The 17,230-nt window shown below is 38.5% G+C and carries 13 protein-coding genes; 12 read left to right on the forward strand and 1 reads right to left on the reverse strand.

Annotated elements, in window-relative coordinates:
* The first annotated feature begins 4 nt into the window (after positions 1-4).
* The 7 genes from gnd to IPU53_RS12055 all read left to right on the forward strand — a co-directional run bounded on the left by gnd (position 5) and on the right by IPU53_RS12055 (position 11,696).
* Positions 5-1,408 (forward strand): decarboxylating NADP(+)-dependent phosphogluconate dehydrogenase, encoded by a 1,404-nt coding sequence (gnd, locus tag IPU53_RS12025; RefSeq protein ID WP_207450990.1) that lies wholly within the window; start codon positions 5-7, stop codon positions 1,406-1,408.
* Between the two features lie 249 nt (positions 1,409-1,657).
* Complete coding sequence (locus tag IPU53_RS12030; protein WP_207450991.1) at positions 1,658-3,199, forward strand: response regulator transcription factor; 1,542 nt, start codon at positions 1,658-1,660, stop codon at positions 3,197-3,199.
* Positions 3,200-3,440: 241 nt separating this feature from the next.
* Complete coding sequence (locus IPU53_RS12035; protein ID WP_242698247.1) at positions 3,441-5,234, forward strand: cache domain-containing sensor histidine kinase; 1,794 nt, start codon at positions 3,441-3,443, stop codon at positions 5,232-5,234.
* Positions 5,235-5,379: 145 nt separating this feature from the next.
* A complete protein-coding gene (locus IPU53_RS12040) occupies positions 5,380-6,663 on the forward strand; it encodes an ABC transporter substrate-binding protein (protein ID WP_207450993.1) in 1,284 nt (427 codons plus the stop codon).
* A 133-nt stretch (positions 6,664-6,796) separates the two neighbouring features.
* The gene (locus IPU53_RS12045) at positions 6,797-7,669 is read left to right on the forward strand and encodes a carbohydrate ABC transporter permease (protein ID WP_207450995.1); all 873 of its coding nucleotides are present in this window, start codon (positions 6,797-6,799) and stop codon (positions 7,667-7,669) included.
* On the forward strand, positions 7,666-8,490 hold the full coding sequence (locus tag IPU53_RS12050) for a carbohydrate ABC transporter permease (protein ID WP_207450997.1): 825 nt from the start codon (positions 7,666-7,668) through the stop codon (positions 8,488-8,490). Before IPU53_RS12045 ends, IPU53_RS12050 begins: the two co-directional genes overlap by 4 nt.
* A gap of 77 nt (positions 8,491-8,567) precedes the next feature.
* Positions 8,568-11,696, forward strand: coding sequence for a glycoside hydrolase family 2 TIM barrel-domain containing protein (locus tag IPU53_RS12055; protein WP_207450999.1), 3,129 nt, complete (start codon positions 8,568-8,570; stop codon positions 11,694-11,696).
* Between the two features lie 204 nt (positions 11,697-11,900).
* On the opposite strand, the gene IPU53_RS12060 is transcribed toward IPU53_RS12055, so the two are convergent.
* Positions 11,901-12,248: a winged helix-turn-helix transcriptional regulator gene (locus tag IPU53_RS12060; protein WP_207451001.1), complete on the reverse strand. Its 348-nt coding sequence runs from the start codon at positions 12,246-12,248 to the stop codon at positions 11,901-11,903.
* A 153-nt stretch (positions 12,249-12,401) separates the two neighbouring features.
* Here IPU53_RS12060 and IPU53_RS12065 point away from each other — a divergent pair, with 153 nt between their 5' ends.
* The 5 genes from IPU53_RS12065 (at position 12,402) to ureC (ending at position 17,226) form a co-directional block, all read left to right on the forward strand.
* A complete protein-coding gene (locus IPU53_RS12065; RefSeq protein WP_207451003.1) occupies positions 12,402-13,469 on the forward strand; it encodes an LLM class flavin-dependent oxidoreductase in 1,068 nt (355 codons plus the stop codon).
* A gap of 3 nt (positions 13,470-13,472) precedes the next feature.
* Positions 13,473-14,039 (forward strand): NADPH-dependent FMN reductase, encoded by a 567-nt coding sequence (locus IPU53_RS12070; protein ID WP_207451005.1) that lies wholly within the window; start codon positions 13,473-13,475, stop codon positions 14,037-14,039.
* Between the two features lie 830 nt (positions 14,040-14,869).
* Positions 14,870-15,172 (forward strand): urease subunit gamma, encoded by a 303-nt coding sequence (locus IPU53_RS12075; RefSeq protein WP_207451007.1) that lies wholly within the window; start codon positions 14,870-14,872, stop codon positions 15,170-15,172.
* A 22-nt stretch (positions 15,173-15,194) separates the two neighbouring features.
* Positions 15,195-15,524 carry an urease subunit beta gene (locus IPU53_RS12080; RefSeq protein WP_207451015.1) on the forward strand — a complete coding sequence of 110 codons (330 nt, stop codon included), beginning with the start codon at positions 15,195-15,197 and terminating at the stop codon, positions 15,522-15,524.
* Positions 15,514-17,226 carry an urease subunit alpha gene (gene ureC, locus IPU53_RS12085; RefSeq protein WP_207451017.1) on the forward strand — a complete coding sequence of 571 codons (1,713 nt, stop codon included), beginning with the start codon at positions 15,514-15,516 and terminating at the stop codon, positions 17,224-17,226. Before IPU53_RS12080 ends, ureC begins: the two co-directional genes overlap by 11 nt.
* Positions 17,227-17,230 lie beyond the last annotated feature (4 nt).

The raw sequence follows: 17,230 nt of genomic DNA on the forward strand, positions 1-17,230 counted from the left end.
AACAGTGAAAAATACAATTGGCGTTTATGGATTAGGTGTAATGGGAGCGAATTTAGCTAAAAATATGCTTCATCACGGGGAGCGTGTCTCCATATTTAACTATATGCCGGATTTAACAGAAGCTTTTGTGGATGGATACTCCCATCCAGATGTGATGCCACATTTTGAATTAGAAAACTTTGTTGATTCATTAGAGAAGCCACGTAAAATATTTATAATGGTGACAGCTGGTCCGATTGTAGATTCAGTCATTCAATCACTTGTGCCTTTGTTAGATCAAGGTGACATTATTATGGATGGGGGAAACTCTGATTTCCATGATTCTAACCGAAGATATCAGCAGTTAGAGAAACAAGGCATTCATTTTATTAGTGTCGGGGTATCTGGTGGAGCAGAGGGAGCTTTACATGGCCCTGCGCTTATGCCGAGTGGAAATCCAGTTGCCTATCAACAAGTAGCCCCAATCCTAGAAAAAATCGCGGCAAAAGTCGATGGGAAACCATGCTGTACTTATATTGGTCCTGCGGGATCCGGTCATTATGTGAAGATGGTGCATAATGGGATTGAGTATGCGGACATGCAATTGATTACCGAAGCATATCTATTTTTACGTAAAAAGCTTGGATTAACCGTTCAGGAGATTGCCACAGTATTCCAGTCATGGGATGAAGCTGAGTTAAAAAGCTATCTAATGGACATTACTTCTGAGCTTTTGACAAAAATAGATGAAGAGACAGGTAAGCCAATGGTTGATGTAATTTTAGATAAAGCTGGTCAAAAAGGAACGGGAAAATGGACAAGCCAGGATGCATTAGATTTGGGTGTACCCTCCTCAATTCTGACGGAATCTGTATTCGCTCGATACTTGTCTTCTTTAAAAGAAGAAAGAACCTATGCGGAGCAGCATTTAACAGGCCCTGAGTTTGTAGCAGGTGAAAGTGACAAGGAAGCGTGGATTCAATTTGTCAAAGAGGCTTTATATATGGGGAAAATCTGTGCTTATGCCCAAGGGTTTTACCAATATAAATCGGCTTCCGTGCAAAAAGACTGGGCACTGGATCTAGGAGAGATCGCCTTAATTTTCCGTGGCGGCTGCATTATTAGAGCTGACTTCCTCAATGACATTAGTGACGCATATAAGGAAAATCAAGAGGTCACTAACCTATTGTTAACACCATTCTTTATGGAAAAAGCGAATCAATTTGAATTTTCCTTAAGGAAGGTTGTCATCAAAGGCTTTGAAAATGGCTTGTCTTTACCATGTTTCAGTGCCGCCTTATCCTTCTACGATGGCTATCGTTCTTCCGAAAGTGGCGCTAATCTTATCCAAGCGCAGCGAGATTATTTTGGTGCTCATACGTATGAACGAGTGGATAAGGAAGGGACCTTCCATACGGACTGGTTATAGAGGATAGCAAGATGAAAATTTGATTCCCCCTTTCATATGCTTTGGTTGATGATCCAAGGCATATGTAAAGAGGGGTTTTGCTTTGGTTAGCCAGTATTTTACTTGTGTTAGAGAAACATCAACTGATAAAGTGTTTTCAGACGGTTTCCTCAACAATGATAGAGCGGTAGCGATAAAGAATTCGACAAAAAGTGATATAATGTTGGATACCTTTACAATTAATATGGGAGACAAGGAAGAGGATAGAAAATGGTTGAGCAAGAACGATGTAAGGTACTGATTGTTGATGATGAAGTGTTAATTAGGCAAGGGATTAAGCATTATGTGAATTGGGAGGAGGAAGGATTTACAATGATTGGAGAGGCTTCCAATGGTGAGGAGGCTCTCGCAATTATTAAAAAGGAAAATCCCCAGATTGTTATTACGGATATTGTGATGCCGATAATGGACGGGATCGAATTGACCAAAAAGGTGAAAGCAGACTATCCAGAGATTGAAGTAATAATCTTAAGTAGCTTTAGTGACTTTGATTATGTGCGTTCGACCTTTCAAAATGGTGTGGCTGATTACATTCTGAAACCAAATTTGGAAGGTACGGAATTACTAAGAGCGCTTAAACAGGCATTGCGTCGATTGCCCAATTTTGCTTTGAGCTTGTCTAAACAATCAATTATAACAATGGAAGAATGGATTCAGCATTTGATGGCTGGCCATGAACCGATCAATCGGAAACAATTAGAGTATGAGTCATTTCCGAAAAGCCATTTTTGCTTAGTGGGAATTGATCTTAAATTAGAGATAGATGCCCAGAAAAAGAAAAAGCATATCACAGAGCAATTGTCTCATTTATTAGATGGTTTACTTTATTATCCGATTTTGTTAGAGGATCGCCATTTCTCGTATGTCGTGAATACCGATATGGGGGAATTTTCAGCTCTTGCAAGAAAGATTAAGGAGACAGCAAAAAAGGGAGAAAGATCAGGCCAGTCCCTCGTGTGGATACTAGGAGAACCATTTGCAGAAATAAGTGAATTGAAGCAGCATTATCAAGACGACCTCAAACGCTTAAGAAACTATCAATTTTATTTTCCAAATCAAAGCTTTTTTATGTTAACTGAATTGCCAGCGGTTACAGAGGACAGCAGGTTTGAATTAAATCATGTCATAGATCTATTTAAGCGCTTTGACTTCCAAAAGGCTTTCGCAGAACTAAATCAATATACCCAATACATTTCTGGGAAATATACTATGACTGAAAATGATTTTAAAGCGACTTTAGGCAATATTATTTTTAACATTACGATTGTTTTGGAAGGTTTAAAGTTTGATATCAACAAAATGCAACAAGATCAATATCAATATTTTGCGTTGCTTAATGAAGCGCACGACGTTGAACACGCCATAAGCTATTTCAGCTCGTTTTTAGAAGAAGTTCACCATTTGCTTGCTTCGCAAATGAACGAGAACAACCAATCCAATATGCCACAATTACTCAGCTATATTGATCAACATTATACTGAACCAATAAGTCTAAGCGATTTAGCAGATCATTTTCATTTTAACCCATCCTATTTATCGACTTATTTTAGTCAGCATCACGGAATTGGGTTTAATGAATATCTTAATCAAATTCGGATAGATAAAGCAAAAGCCTATTTGGAAAACAAAAATGTCTCCATTGCAGAGATCAGTGGGTTTGTAGGCTATTCAGACCATAGTTATTTTTGTAAAGTATTCAAAAAAATGACAGGAATGTCGCCTAGTAAATATCGGAAAATCTCCCTAGGATAAGGGACATAAAGTGAGACTGCCATCAGTAGGGGTTTTCTTCATCCTCACTGATGGTTAGCGAGACTTATCGGGGTGTTAGCGCCCGTTACCCCCCACTTAGACTTCTTTGAAATTTCCTAGTCTTGAAGTGGGGGTCTTACGGATGGTTGCGCCGGGATAAAAGCACGATAAAGTAACGCTGCCACTTTGTCCTCTGGGCGGATCCAGGCTGGCGTTCAGGCCGGGTATAGGAATGGATAAAATGATGAGAGATTATATAGGCAAATTTAAAAGGAATAGTTTATTTTTTAAAATGTTTCTTGTGATGGTGACAAGTATTGTGGCGGTGTCGATCTGTATCACCTTTGCCATGATTCAAATGTCTGAAAAGCTATTTATAAATCAATTTAGTATAACGAATGTAAAAGTGATGGAACAAATCACCGCGAATTTCGAACGTTATAGCTTCTCTACTGCTTCTGCTATTCATCAAGCTCAACAAAGTGGATCGGTCAAAAATTATTTGACCGATCACAATAATGAACCGATTGTCTTAGCAAAGGCCACTTATAGAATTAAACAACAGATGAACTATTATGATTCATTATTGAATCATGATGGAGGGAATATTGTGATCATGGGAGAGAATCAGCGCACCTTTTCCACCAATTATGTGAAGTGGCCTTGGCCTATTGCAGCGGAAACATTATGTCAGCACCCGATCACATTAAATACATATAAAAACCCGAACCAGATCCTCTATCAATATGCATCAGCAGATCCTGAAGATGCTACAGTACCTCTGATTGTCGCAACTAAAGCATTGATGGATCGCTCTAAGAATCATATTTATGGTGTTATGTATGTATCGTTGCGAGAAGACGATTTTAGACAGATGTATTCAAGGTATACAGGAAATGGAAATGATGTGTATCTAATGGATCAAACGGGCAAGATTGTCTCAAGTAATAAACGGGATTTGATTGGCCAAGAGGAAGATAATCTACTGAAACAAGTGAAGGAGATTGAGCATAATGAATTAGAATTTAAACAAATCAATGTATTTGGAAAGGACTATTTATTGTTTTCGCGATATGTACCGACCTTTGATATGTATCTTGTTAATTTGATCGATCGCGAAAATATCAAAAAGAATTTAGTAGACAAAAAAACAATAGTCCTTATCAGCGCTACTATTGTTTTTATTGCAGTATGTATTGTCTTTCTTATCTCACGGAGAATGACGAAATCATTATCAGGGTTGGTGAAACAAATATCCGGTATGGGTAAAAGCAATTTTGACTTTTACGTAACGGAGACGGGAAGTTATGAAACAAAACAACTTGCAAAATCATTTAATTATATGTTGGATGAACTCCACGAGTATGTTGAGCAATTGATGGAAACGCAAAAAAAGCAAAGAAATGCAGAGTTGGAGGCCCTGCAACAGCAAATTAACCCGCACTTTTTATATAATACATTAGCATCCGTGAAGTTTATGGTTCAACAAGGAGATCGGGAAAAATCAACTCAAACCATCCACGCTTTAATATCGTTACTTCAAAATACAATCGGGAATATCAGTGAAACAAATACAGTGGATCAAGAAATCAATAATCTGAAAAATTATGTATATATTAATCAAATGCGTTATGGAAATAGAATAAAAGTGCATTATTTTATTTCTCCGGAATGTTTAAAGCATGAAATTCCTAAGCTAATGATCCAACCTTTTATAGAAAACGCCTTTTTTCATGGTTTCAATCATCAGAAAGAGGGATATATTCAATTGCTTATTTCTCAAAATGAGGGAGTATTGCGTTGTGAAATTGTTGATAATGGAGATGGAATGGAAATAGAATCTCAGGCTAACCTTCCAAAAGCAAAGGGAAAACGCCATTTCTTTTCTGGCATCGGAATTCACAATGTTCAAGAGCGAATTCAACTTTTATATGGAGAACAATATGGTTTGGAGGTGGACAGTAGATTAGGAAAAGGAACAAGAGTTAGAATAACTCTTCCTGTTATAAAACCCAATAATAATGCAAATATCTAAAAAAAATACAATTAAATAGAATCCGCTTGCAAAATACCAAAATAAAGTAAAACCTTTATCTAAAGATCGTTCTAACGGTCTTTTTTTGCGCGTGCTAGAATTTTAATTGAAGGTAATCGCTTTCAATTAATAGGAGGTTTAAAAGATGAAGAAAATTTTATTTATTCTTATTGCAAGTTTAGTAGTATTGGCTGCATGTAGTTCCGGATCTAAAGAAGAGTCAGGGGGAGACGGAAAGAAAGATCCTAATACGATTACAGCATGGGCATGGGATCCTAATTTTAATATTACTGCTCTGAAACTTGCGGAAGAGAAATATTCCGGCGAAGAAGAGATCAACTTAGATATTATTGAGAGTGGCCAACCTGATATTGTTTCAAAATTGAACACAGGTTTAAGTTCCGGAACCATGAAGGGGATGCCGAACCTTGTACTAATTGAGGATTATCGTGCACAAAGCTTTTTGCAAGCGTATCCAGATGCCTTCTATGATTTGTCAGACTACTTCAACTCAGAAGATTTTGCAAAATATAAAATTGAATCTGCTAGTTTAGATGGAAAAATTTACGGACTCCCATTCGATACCGGTGTAGCAGGATTATATGTGAGGACAGATATGCTTGAGAAATCAGGATATACAGTAGAGGACTTTACGAACATTACTTGGGATGAATTCATCGAAATGGGCAAGAAAATAAAAGAGAAAACAGGAAAACAAATGCTAACAGTTGATCCCAATGATTTAGGGACGATTAGGATGATGATCCAGACAGCAGGAGAATGGTATTTGAAAGAGGATGGAACAACCCCAAATCTTGATGGAAATAAAGCGATGGCTGACGCTTTTCGTATCTATAAAACAATGCTTGATGAAGAGATTGCAGGTATTCATTCAGATTTTAGCCAATTATTAGCTACGATTAGTGAGGAGAAGGTGGTAACTGTTGCTCAAGGAAACTGGATTACACCAAGTATTACAGCAGAAGAAGAGCAATCTGGAAAATGGGCCGTTGTTCCAATTCCTAGATTAAATGTTGCCAATGCTGTGAATGCTTCAAATCTAGGCGGGAGTTCTTTCTATGTTTTAAATATTGATGGAAAAGAAAAGGCCGCTGAGTTACTTGCCAATACATTCGGATCCAATGAGGATTTCTATCAAGATCTTGTTTCAGAGATTGGAGCGATTGGCACTTATATACCTGCTGCAAAAGGTGATGCGTATAAAGAAAAAAATGAATTTTTTGGTGGACAGGAAACGGTCGCAGATTTTTCAAAGTGGATGGAGGAAATACCTGGTGTGAATTATGGCATGCATACTTATGCGATTGAAGATATTCTTGTGGCCGAAATGCAAAATTACTTGAATGGACAAGCGATCGATGAAGTGCTAAGTAATGCGCAAAAACAAGCGGAAGCGCAGTTGAAATAATTTTACAGAGCCTCGGACAACCAATTTGTAATAAGAGGTTGTCCGAAAAAATGATTCTGTACTGGATCTAGAACCAGCGCATAGCTACTCTTCCTTTTAGGCGCTAGCGCTTTCCATACGAGGAGTGAGAATAATGAGTAATAGATTTAGGAATCATACGATTGGTTGGTCGTTTGTTTTAATAGCTACATTTTTCATCGTCTTATTCTATTTTTATCCGATGATTCAAGCTTTCATTTTATCCTTTAAATCAGGGATGGGGAATAATTTAGAGTTTGTTGGATTTAGTAATTACGCTCGATTATTTGGAGATCCGACCTTTATTGCCGCCATAAAAAACACATTTATTTATTTGATCTTTCAGGTTCCAATTATGATCGTTTTAGCATTGATTTTTTCAGTGTTACTAAACGATCCGAAATTAAAACTTAAGGGATTTTTCCGCACAGCGATCTTTTTACCAGCTGTGACTTCACTTGTTGCCTATTCCATAATTTTTAAGTATTTGTTTGGGCAAGATGGGATTATCAATCAATTCTTACTGAGTATCTCGTTAATATCAGAACCGATACAATGGTTAACGGATCCACTATTAGCAAAAGTGACCATTATTATTGCGATTACATGGCGTTGGACAGGGTATAATATGATTTTCTATTTATCGGGTTTACAAAATATTGATCAATCGATCTATGAAGCTGCGAGAATGGACGGAGCAAATGCATTCCAAGTTTTTACAAAGATTACTGTTCCAGTCTTAAAACCGATTATTCTATTTACATCGATTACGTCAACGATTGGAACACTGCAATTATTCGATGAAATTATGAATATCACAAAAGGTGGGCCAGGGAATGCGACGGTTTCCATTTCTCAATATATTTATAATTTATCCTTTAAATATACTCCTGACTTTGGCTATGCAGCAGCTGTTTCCTTTGTCATTGTCATTTTAATTGTCTTATTCTCAGCCTTACAATTTAAAGTGGCAGGTGATAGAAAGTGACTATAATTAAAAGAGTTTTAGCGTATTTTTTCTTATCGATAGCTGCATTCATCTCTATTTTTCCATTTTTATGGATGATCATTAGTGCAACCAATACATCGAGTGATGTAGCGAAAGGCCGTTTGCTCCCAGGAGGCAACTTATTTGAAAATATGAAAAATCTATTTGATACAGCTGATATGGGGACAGCCTTAACGAACTCGGCGCTGATCGCGATTGGTACGACTATTATGGCCTTGATTATTGGGTCATTAGCAGGTTATGGTTTTGAAATTTACCGAAGTAAAAAGAAGGATGTTCTTTTTAATGTTTTGTTGTTATCAATGATGATTCCATTTGCTGCTTTAATGGTTCCTCTCTATCGGATGTTTGGAGGGATTTCAACAACAGTACCATTGATTGGAATTGACACATTAGCTGCGGCTGCTTTGCCAACCATTACAACGGCATATCTTATCTTTTTCTTTCGGCAAAATACAAAAATGTTTGCAAAAGAATTGGTAGAAGCTGGACGCATGGATGGACTGTCAGAAATAGGAGTCTTTTTCCGGATCTTTATGCCTTCCATGAAAACAGCCTATGCAGCAGCTGCAATTATTACCTTTATGAATAGCTGGAATAATTATCTATGGCCCTTAGTTGTTTTACAATCACCTGAAAAACAAACAATCCCACTGCTTATCTCTAACTTGGGTTCAGGATACTCACCAGATTTCGGCGTCATTATGATGGCAATCGTAATCGGTACCCTACCAACAGCCTTAGTATTTTTCCTAATGCAAAAACACTTCGTGGCTGGTATGATGGGATCAGTGAAGTAAAAATTCGGGGCCTGACCCCCACTGTATTAACGCATTACCCTGGTGGGGGACAGGCCCCATAGAAAGAAGGTTAGGTCATGTTAAAAAACGTAGAGAAATTTCACTACACACCGCCGAAAAATGGCTATCCAGAGTGGAATAATAATCCGGAAATTTTTCAATTGAATCGGTGTGAGGCCCATGCTACACTGATGCCGTTCGATACAGTGGATGAGGCAGTGCAGGGGCAACGTCAATCTTCTAAAAATTATCAATCATTGAATGGACAATGGAAATTTTCGTTCTCTGAAACGCCGAAAACGAGAATTTTAGATTTTTATCAAGTAGATTTTGATAGTAGTCATTGGGACACGATTCATGTCCCATCTCATTGGCAATTAGAAGGATATGACTATCCTCAATATACAAATGTACGCTACCCTTGGAGCGAGACCGAAGATATTGAACCACCATTTGCGCCGACGAAATATAATCCAGTTGGCCAATATATTCAAACGTTTACAGTTCCCGATCATTGGCAAGATCAGCCTGTCTATATTCATTTTGCTGGTGTGGAGTCAGCCTTTTATGTTTGGGTGAATGGGGAGTTTGTGGGTTATAGTGAAGATACATTCACACCAGCGGAATTTAATCTCACTCCTTATTTAAAAGAAGGCGAAAATAAAATTGCTGTCGAGGTTTATCGTTGGAGTGATGCAAGCTGGCTTGAGGACCAAGATTTCTGGCGTTTGAGCGGGATTTTTAGAGATGTCTATCTTTATACGACGCCAGTGGTTCATATTCAAGACTTCTTTGTTCAGACGGATTTAGACGACCAGTATCATGATGCAGAATTGAATATTGAAGCCAAGATTCATAATTATGTAAAGGAACGAAAGGCAAATATTACGTTTGGTGCGGAGCTATATGATCACAATCAGCAGCAAGTGATGAAGGATCCTGCTTTACTTGAGCTTCATGTTGATCAGCAAGATATCCGTGAGATACATACGAGTGTTCTTATTGAGAATCCCCGCAAATGGAGTGCAGAACATCCGAATTTATATACACTTGTTCTGTATCTAAAGGATGAAAAGGGCAACATACTAGAGGCAGTCAGTTGTAAAGTCGGTTTCCGTAAATTTGAGTTGAAAGATGGTTTAATGAAAATTAACGGGAAACGTATCGTATTTAAGGGTGTGAACCGCCATGAGTTTCATGCAGACAAAGGCAGAGCGATCAATTATGAGGATATGGTTCATGATGTTAAATTAATGAAACAATACAACATAAATTCGGTTCGGACCTCGCACTATCCCAATAACCCGTATTTGTATGAGCTATGTGATCAATATGGATTATATGTGATTGATGAAAACAATCTAGAAACACATGGGACTTGGAGATATGGACAGAAGGAGCTTGAGGATACCGTTCCCGGTAGTAAGCCAGAGTGGACAGAGAATGTGTTAGATCGCTGTAATTCGATGTTCCAACGCGATAAAAACCATCCATCGATTATTATCTGGTCCTTAGGAAACGAGTCCTTTGGCGGCGATAATTTTTTAAAGATGTATCAATTCTTTAAAGATAATGATCCAACTCGTTTAGTTCATTATGAAGGCGTATTCCATTATCGCCCGTCTGATGCAGCTTCTGATATTGAGAGTACAATGTATAAGGCTCCTGCTGAAGTAGAGAAATATGCCCTTGAAGCAGAGGCCTCAGATCAACCGGCCAAGCCATATATAATATGTGAGTATAGCCATGCGATGGGAAATTCGAATGGAAATTTATATCAATATACGGAACTATTTGATCAGTATCCGATTCTGCAAGGAGCATTCATTTGGGATTGGCGTGATCAAGCTTTACGAACCAAAACAGTGGATGGTATTGAATTTTTAGCCTATGGAGGAGATTTTGGAGAATCGCCGCATGATGGGAATTTTTCTGGAAACGGTCTTATTTTCGCAGACGGTACCATTACACCAAAGCTAGTTGAAGTAAAAAAATGCTATCAAAATGTTGAGTTTAAAGCGGTCGATCTTAATAAAGGAATCGTTCAAATTTGGAATAAAAATCTTTTTACTAATTTAAAAGAATATACATTGCGCTATGAAGTTTTAGCAGATGGAAAACAAGTTAGGACTGGGGAAGTCGATATCGATGTGGCCCCACTGGAAACACAAAATATTGAACTTGGTTTTAAGTCAGATGAGATTATGGAAAAAGGGGAACTTGTTTTAACCATTCGTCTTGTAACCAAAGAGTCTTCTATTTGGGCAGAGACAGGGCATGAGGTTGCCTTTGAGCAATTTATCCTTCGTGGACATCCACTTAAGAATGAAGCTGTTCAACATGGATCTTTAAAAGTAGAAGAAGGAACAACTGAATGGGATATCGAGGGTGAGAACTTTAAAGTGCGTTTTCAAAAAGAAACAGGCGATCTAGTATCCTATCAATTTGCCGGTGAAGAATTGTTGAAATCACCCTTACACCCTCATTACTGGAGAGCGATGACAGACAATGATAAAGGGAGCAAGCTAGACGAGCGTAGTGCAACATGGAGGGAAGCTGGAGCCAATCGAAAACTTCAAAGCTTTGGAGTGGAAACAATTGAAAATCAAGCTATCGTGTCCGTAAACTATCAATTACCGACCCTAACTAAATCAACTGTTGAAGTAATCTATACGATCAATCAATCCGGAGAAATAGTTGTTGATTCTACATTAATTCCGGGAGAAAACCTACCAGAAATCCCTGAAGTAGGCATGCTATTTACGATGGATGAGAAATTTGACAACATTGATTGGTATGGAAAAGGGCCGCACGAAAATTATTGGGATAAGAAGAAAAGTGCCAAGATTGGTCTCTATCAAGGAAAAGTAAAGGACCAATATGTCCCTTATCTTAAACCACAAGAATGTGGGAATAAAACAGATGTCAGATGGGCTTCTGTAACAGATGAACAGGGGAGAGGTTTGAAAATCACTGGCATGCCTAGAATAGAAGTAAACGTTCTTCCATACCTACCAGCAGAGCTCGAAGAAGCAAGCCACTCATACAAATTACCGGAAACGGATAAAACCGTTGTTCGGGTTAACTATAAACAAATGGGTGTAGGCGGCGATGATAGTTGGAGTCAAAAAACACATCCAGAATTCACATTATATGCTGATCAAACCTATCACTATCAATTTAAACTAAAACCGATCGAAAAATAATACAGAAAAGGGATATCCAACAAGTTGATTGGATACCCTTTTTGTTTTAGCACGAAAGCTAGGCTAATCCATTCCAAGAGCACTGCTGTAGCAGGCATTTGCCCCCTTACGAGTCATGACTCACTGCTAACGAGCTGTTGCTAGGCGTTTACGAGCTGCTTTTCTTAAAGCTTAAGTGTGTTTTCGACTTAACAAAATGCACTTTTATGCGTTTTGCTGATCTATTTTTTGCTTCTTATGCTGTGTATGCTTGCTCCCCCATTCATGCATCGCTTCCAAAATAGGCTCTAGGCCTTTTCCATATTCTGTCACAGAATATTCGACCTTTGGAGGGACTTGAGGATATACAACACGTTCTACGATATCTTCTTCCTCTAATTCACGCAGTTGCTTTGTGAGCATTTTCTGAGTAATTCCAGGCATACTACGTTTAAGTTCACTAAAACGTTTTGTTCCTTCCTGTAATAAATGCAATAAAATAATCGGCTTCCATTTCCCAACTAAAATACTAAGAGCATCTTCAACACGGCATTCTTCTGGAACTTTTTCCATAGGTTCTCCTCCTTAGTATCCATTTGTATACTATGTATCTTATAAGTGCGTACTTCTCTTTATAGTCATTATCAACTACAATAGCATAGCGAGGATAAAATGAAAAGAATCTTTTATGTTCATAGTAATTATCATTATTGAGGTGAAAAATAAATGGAAACATATCGCATCAATCCCCATAATGGCTTAGAATTTGGGATTTATACATTAGGTGATCATCTACCAAATCCTTCAACAGGCGAGAGAGTCTCAGCGAGTGAACGTGTTCATGAAATAATTGAATATGCAAAATTAGCTGAACAGGCAGGGATCGATTTTTTTAGTGTAGGGGAAAGTCATCAAGAATATTTTGCCACCCAAGCCCACACTGTTGTGCTGGCAAGTATTGCTCAAGCGACAGATACAATAAAAATTGGCAGTTCCTCTACGATTATCAGTACTTCGGACCCGGTTCGTGTCTATGAAGATTTTGCAACGATCGATTTAATTTCAAATGGGCGTGCGGAAATTATTGCGGGCAGAGCATCTAGAGTAGGATTATTTGATTTACTCGGATATAATCTTCGTGATTATGAAGAATTATATGAAGAGAAGTTTGAGTTATTGCGGAAATTGAATGAAGAGGAAGTAGTCAATTGGAGTGGGGAATATCGGGCTCCATTAAAAAATGCAAAAATTCTTCCACGTCCAAAGAATGGTTCATTACCTATTTGGCGGGCAGTTGGCGGATCTCCTGCAAGTGCAATCAAAGCCGGTTATGCTGGTGTACCTATGTTTATGGCGCATTTAGGTGGTCCAGCTAGTGTTTTTAAACACACAGTAGATGCTTATCGTCAAGCAGCTAGACAAAATGGCTTTGATCCATCTGAATTGCCTGTTGCGACGGCCGGCTTCTTCTATGCTGCGGAGACATCCCAGCAGGCTCTACGAGAATATTATCCTCATATCAACGAGGGTATGAAGCGCACAAATGGACAGGGCTTTTCAAAGCAACTGTTTGCCCAAGGGACCGATCCGCATAGTATTATGAATATCGGCAGTCCGCAACAAATCATTGAAAAAATACTTTATCAGCATGAAGTGTTTGGCCACCAAAGATATATTGCTCAAATTGATTTTGGCGGCGTACCCTTTGACAAGGTTAAGAAAAATATTGAGATCATTGGTACAGAAATTCTTCCAGCCATTCGGAAATATACAGCTAAAAATGAAGAGGTGTGAAATGTGAAAGTTGTTGGGTTATCTGGCTCAAAAATGGGGTCAAAAACAAGAACCGCGATCGATTATACTATCAAAACGCTCGAAGAAAAATATCCTCATATAGATTCAGCAGTAATTGATCTAGCGGATTATGATGTAGAATTTAGTGACGGACGAAATTACCTAGAATACGAGGGGGATACAAGATATGTTGCGCAAACGATTATGGAAGCAGACGCAATTATCATTGGAACTCCAATTTTCCAAGCATCCATTCCTGCGACATTAAAAAATATCTTTGATTTGCTTCCTATAAGCGCTTTTCGGGAGAAAGTAGTAAGCATGATCATAACAGCTGGATCAACAAAGCACTATCTAATACCTGAACAACAATTAAAACCAATCTTGTCTTATATGAAAGCACAAATTGTTCAGACATATGTTTTTATCGAAGAAAAAGATTTCCAGCGAAAAGAAATTATAAATGATGATGTATTATTCCGAATTGAACGTTTGGTAGAAGATACAATTGTATTGGCAGAAACCTATGAAAAGATCCGTGAAGTGAAAGAAGCAGAATATGGGTTTTGAACTGTTCTTATACTATTTATGGGACAGGGCACTTTGTTTAAGAAGTGTCCTGTTTTGAAAGACCTCCTATTAGAGAGGTTCCTGCATTAATTAATGGGAAATGCGTTAAACTTGATTTCCCTCCGGTGTTATGTAGAATAGAGTAGAAAATGATTCTTGCACATTAAGACTTGATCATTGGCATTTAGCGACAAAGTTGAAGATGAATCGATTTCCTCGAAAGCATTGCATATGATGGAAGGGGGGATACAGAAAATATTGCTGTCCATAAATCGATTTGAATAAATCTCATTAGCTTACCTATGACTTAGGTTCAGAAGCAAGATATCATCATTCTATAATACTCAATTCGTCTTGGTTGATCTACCAGATGTAAATGAAATACCTTCCTCTATTTGTCGTTCAGGAGAACCTCTTTCTCAACTCATAATGGAACGACACATACTTGATAAACCCTAAGAATAAAAATTATATTTATCTAGGCAACATGCAGCGCTTTTTTCGTTAAGAATAAGGTTTATTAGTGCTTTATTTTGTTATTGGTTTCACAAATCAAGAAAGGAGTGAGGACAGCGAACTGATTTTAAAATTTTCATTATAAGAAACTAAACAAAAGGAGAAAACAGTCTGAAAAAATCAAACAATTTAGTAAGTCAAAAACAATTCTATTTGTTACCCTTTTCACAAATCTTGTACGAGGTTTTTGATTGCATTTTTGGAAAGTAGCGAGTTATTTACTTTCTTTATGAACTAATTCGCTATTAAACGATTCAGATATAAAGAAAAAGGACATATTTAAATGTATATGCATTCATGAAGGAGGACTTATAATGCAATTATTGCCGCGTGAAATAGATAAGCTATTAATCGTAGTGGCTGCAGACCTTGCAAAAAGAAGAAAGCAAAGAGGAGTAAAGTTGAATCACCCTGAAGCGATGGCTTTAATCACATATGAAGTCATGGAGGGAGCAAGGGATGGAAAAACGGTTGCGGAATTAATGGAGTATGGTGCAACCATTTTAACGAGAGATGATGTCATGGAAGGGATTCCCGAAATGATTGATGATATTCAAGTAGAAGTTACTTTTCCAGACGGAACCAAGCTCGTTACTGTACATGATCCGATTCGCTAATGCTGAAAGGGTGGGATAATCGATGATTCCTGGAGAATATATATTAAAAGAAGAAGAGATCGTTTGTAATGCTGGTCGAGAAAGTTCAAAAGTTACGGTTATTAATACGGGAGACCGCCCCGTACAGATCGGTTCCCATTTTCATTTCTATGAGGTAAACGAGGCGATGAAATTTAACCGCAAAGAAGCATATGGGAAGCGCCTAAACATTCCAGCAGGTGCTGCCGTACGTTTCGAACCAGGTGATGAAAAAGAAGTAGAATTAATTGATTATGCTGGAGAGCGAAAGGTATATGGATTTAATAATAAAGTGGACGGTCCATTAGAAGGTGGGAATTGTAATGAGTTTTAAAATGTCAAGGGAACAATATGCACAAATGTACGGCCCGACGACTGGTGATTCTATTCGCTTGGCGGATACAAACTTATTTATTCAAATTGAGAAGGACTTTACAACATACGGGGAAGAAGTCGTATTTGGTGGAGGGAAAGTCATCCGAGATGGCATGGGGCAACATCCATTAGCAACACGCGGGGATGGAGTACCTGATACGATTATTACCAATGTCATTATTTTGGATTATACCGGTATATACAAAGCTGATATTGGCATCCGTGACGGGAAAATTTCTGGAATTGGTAAAAGTGGAAATCCATTAATTATGGACAATGTCGATATTGTCATTGGTGCATCGACTGAGGTCATCGCTGGTGAAGGGAAAATTGTCACTGCAGGTGGGATTGATACCCATGTTCATTTCATCAACCCAGCTCAAGTAGATGTCGCCTTAACGGCTGGAACGACAACTTTAATTGGTGGAGGAACAGGTCCAGGAGCTGGATCCCGGGCAACGACAGTAGCCCCCGGAGAGTGGAATATCCATCGAATGCTAAAAGCAGTAGAAGGGCTTCCAATCAATGTTGGCTTAACTGGAAAAGGCCATGCAGCGACTGAGGAACCACTAGCAGAACAAGTACGAGCCGGAGCAATTGGGTTAAAGGTCCATGAGGATTGGGGCGCAACAACTTCTTCATTAGATTATTCACTTCGCGTGGCTGACAAATATGACGTTCAGGTTGCCCTTCATGCGGATACGTTGAATGAAGGAGGATTTATGGAAAACACGATGAAAGCTGTAAAAGATCGCGTGATCCATATGTATCATACAGAAGGAGCTGGCGGAGGACATGCTCCTGACTTAATAAAATCGGCTGGGATGATGAACGTATTACCTTCATCCACCAATCCAACCCTCCCGTATACAGTTAATACAATTGATGAACACCTAGATATGCTAATGGTTTGTCACCATTTAAATCCATCCGTTCCAGAGGACATAGCCTTTGCTGACTCAAGAATTCGGAGAGAGACGATTGCTGCAGAGGACATTTTACAAGATATGGGCGTTTTTAGTATGACAAGCTCAGATGCCCAAGCAATGGGACGCGTGGGAGAAGTGGCACTTAGAACTTGGCAAACAGCAGATAAAATGAAAAAGCAATTAGGCATTATGAAAGGGGATAAGGAGTACGCAGATAACAATCGGGCGAAACGGTATATTGCTAAATATACGATTAATCCAGCTATAACCCATGGAATTTCTGAGTATGTTGGTTCGATTGAGGTTGGTAAAATAGCTGATCTTGTTCTGTGGGATCCTAAATTTTTCGGGGCCAAACCGGAAATGATCCTCAAGAACGGCTTAGCTGTGCAAAGTTTAATGGGAGACGCCAATGCCTCCATCCCTACACCACAGCCGATGATTTATCGTCCAATGTATGCATCTGTCGGGAAAGCTCTGCCAAGCAGTTCGATTACATTCATTTCGCAAGCAGCTTATGATGATAAAGTCCATGAAAAACTAGGGTTAGAGAAGATCATCTTACCCGTTCGAGGAATTCGTACTTTGACGAAAAAGGATATGAAATTAAATACGGAGACACCCGATATTGAGGTCGATCCGCAAACATATGAAGTAAAAATAAACGGAGAACTTATTACATGTGATCCTGTTGATGAAGTTCCAATGGGTCAACGTTATTTCTTATTTTGAGGTG

This window comes from Bacillus sp. SD088 (assembly GCF_017355205.1).
Taxonomy (GTDB): Bacteria; Bacillota; Bacilli; order Bacillales; family Bacillaceae_C; genus Lederbergia.

Excerpts from the sequence above, each read along its gene's own strand:
- IPU53_RS12030 (WP_207450991.1), top strand. The coding sequence starts at position 1,658 with ATGGTTGAGCAAGAACGATGTAAGGTACTGATTGTTGATGATGAAGTG.
- IPU53_RS12035 (WP_242698247.1), top strand. The coding sequence starts at position 3,441 with ATGATGAGAGATTATATAGGCAAATTTAAAAGGAATAGTTTATTTTTT.
- IPU53_RS12040 (WP_207450993.1), top strand. The coding sequence starts at position 5,380 with ATGAAGAAAATTTTATTTATTCTTATTGCAAGTTTAGTAGTATTGGCT.
- IPU53_RS12045 (WP_207450995.1), top strand. The coding sequence starts at position 6,797 with ATGAGTAATAGATTTAGGAATCATACGATTGGTTGGTCGTTTGTTTTA.
- IPU53_RS12055 (WP_207450999.1), top strand. The coding sequence starts at position 8,568 with ATGTTAAAAAACGTAGAGAAATTTCACTACACACCGCCGAAAAATGGC.
- IPU53_RS12060 (WP_207451001.1), bottom strand. The coding sequence starts at position 12,248 with ATGGAAAAAGTTCCAGAAGAATGCCGTGTTGAAGATGCTCTTAGTATT.
- IPU53_RS12065 (WP_207451003.1), top strand. The coding sequence starts at position 12,402 with ATGGAAACATATCGCATCAATCCCCATAATGGCTTAGAATTTGGGATT.
- IPU53_RS12075 (WP_207451007.1), top strand. The coding sequence starts at position 14,870 with ATGCAATTATTGCCGCGTGAAATAGATAAGCTATTAATCGTAGTGGCT.
- IPU53_RS12080 (WP_207451015.1), top strand. The coding sequence starts at position 15,195 with ATGATTCCTGGAGAATATATATTAAAAGAAGAAGAGATCGTTTGTAAT.
- ureC (WP_207451017.1), top strand. The coding sequence starts at position 15,514 with ATGAGTTTTAAAATGTCAAGGGAACAATATGCACAAATGTACGGCCCG.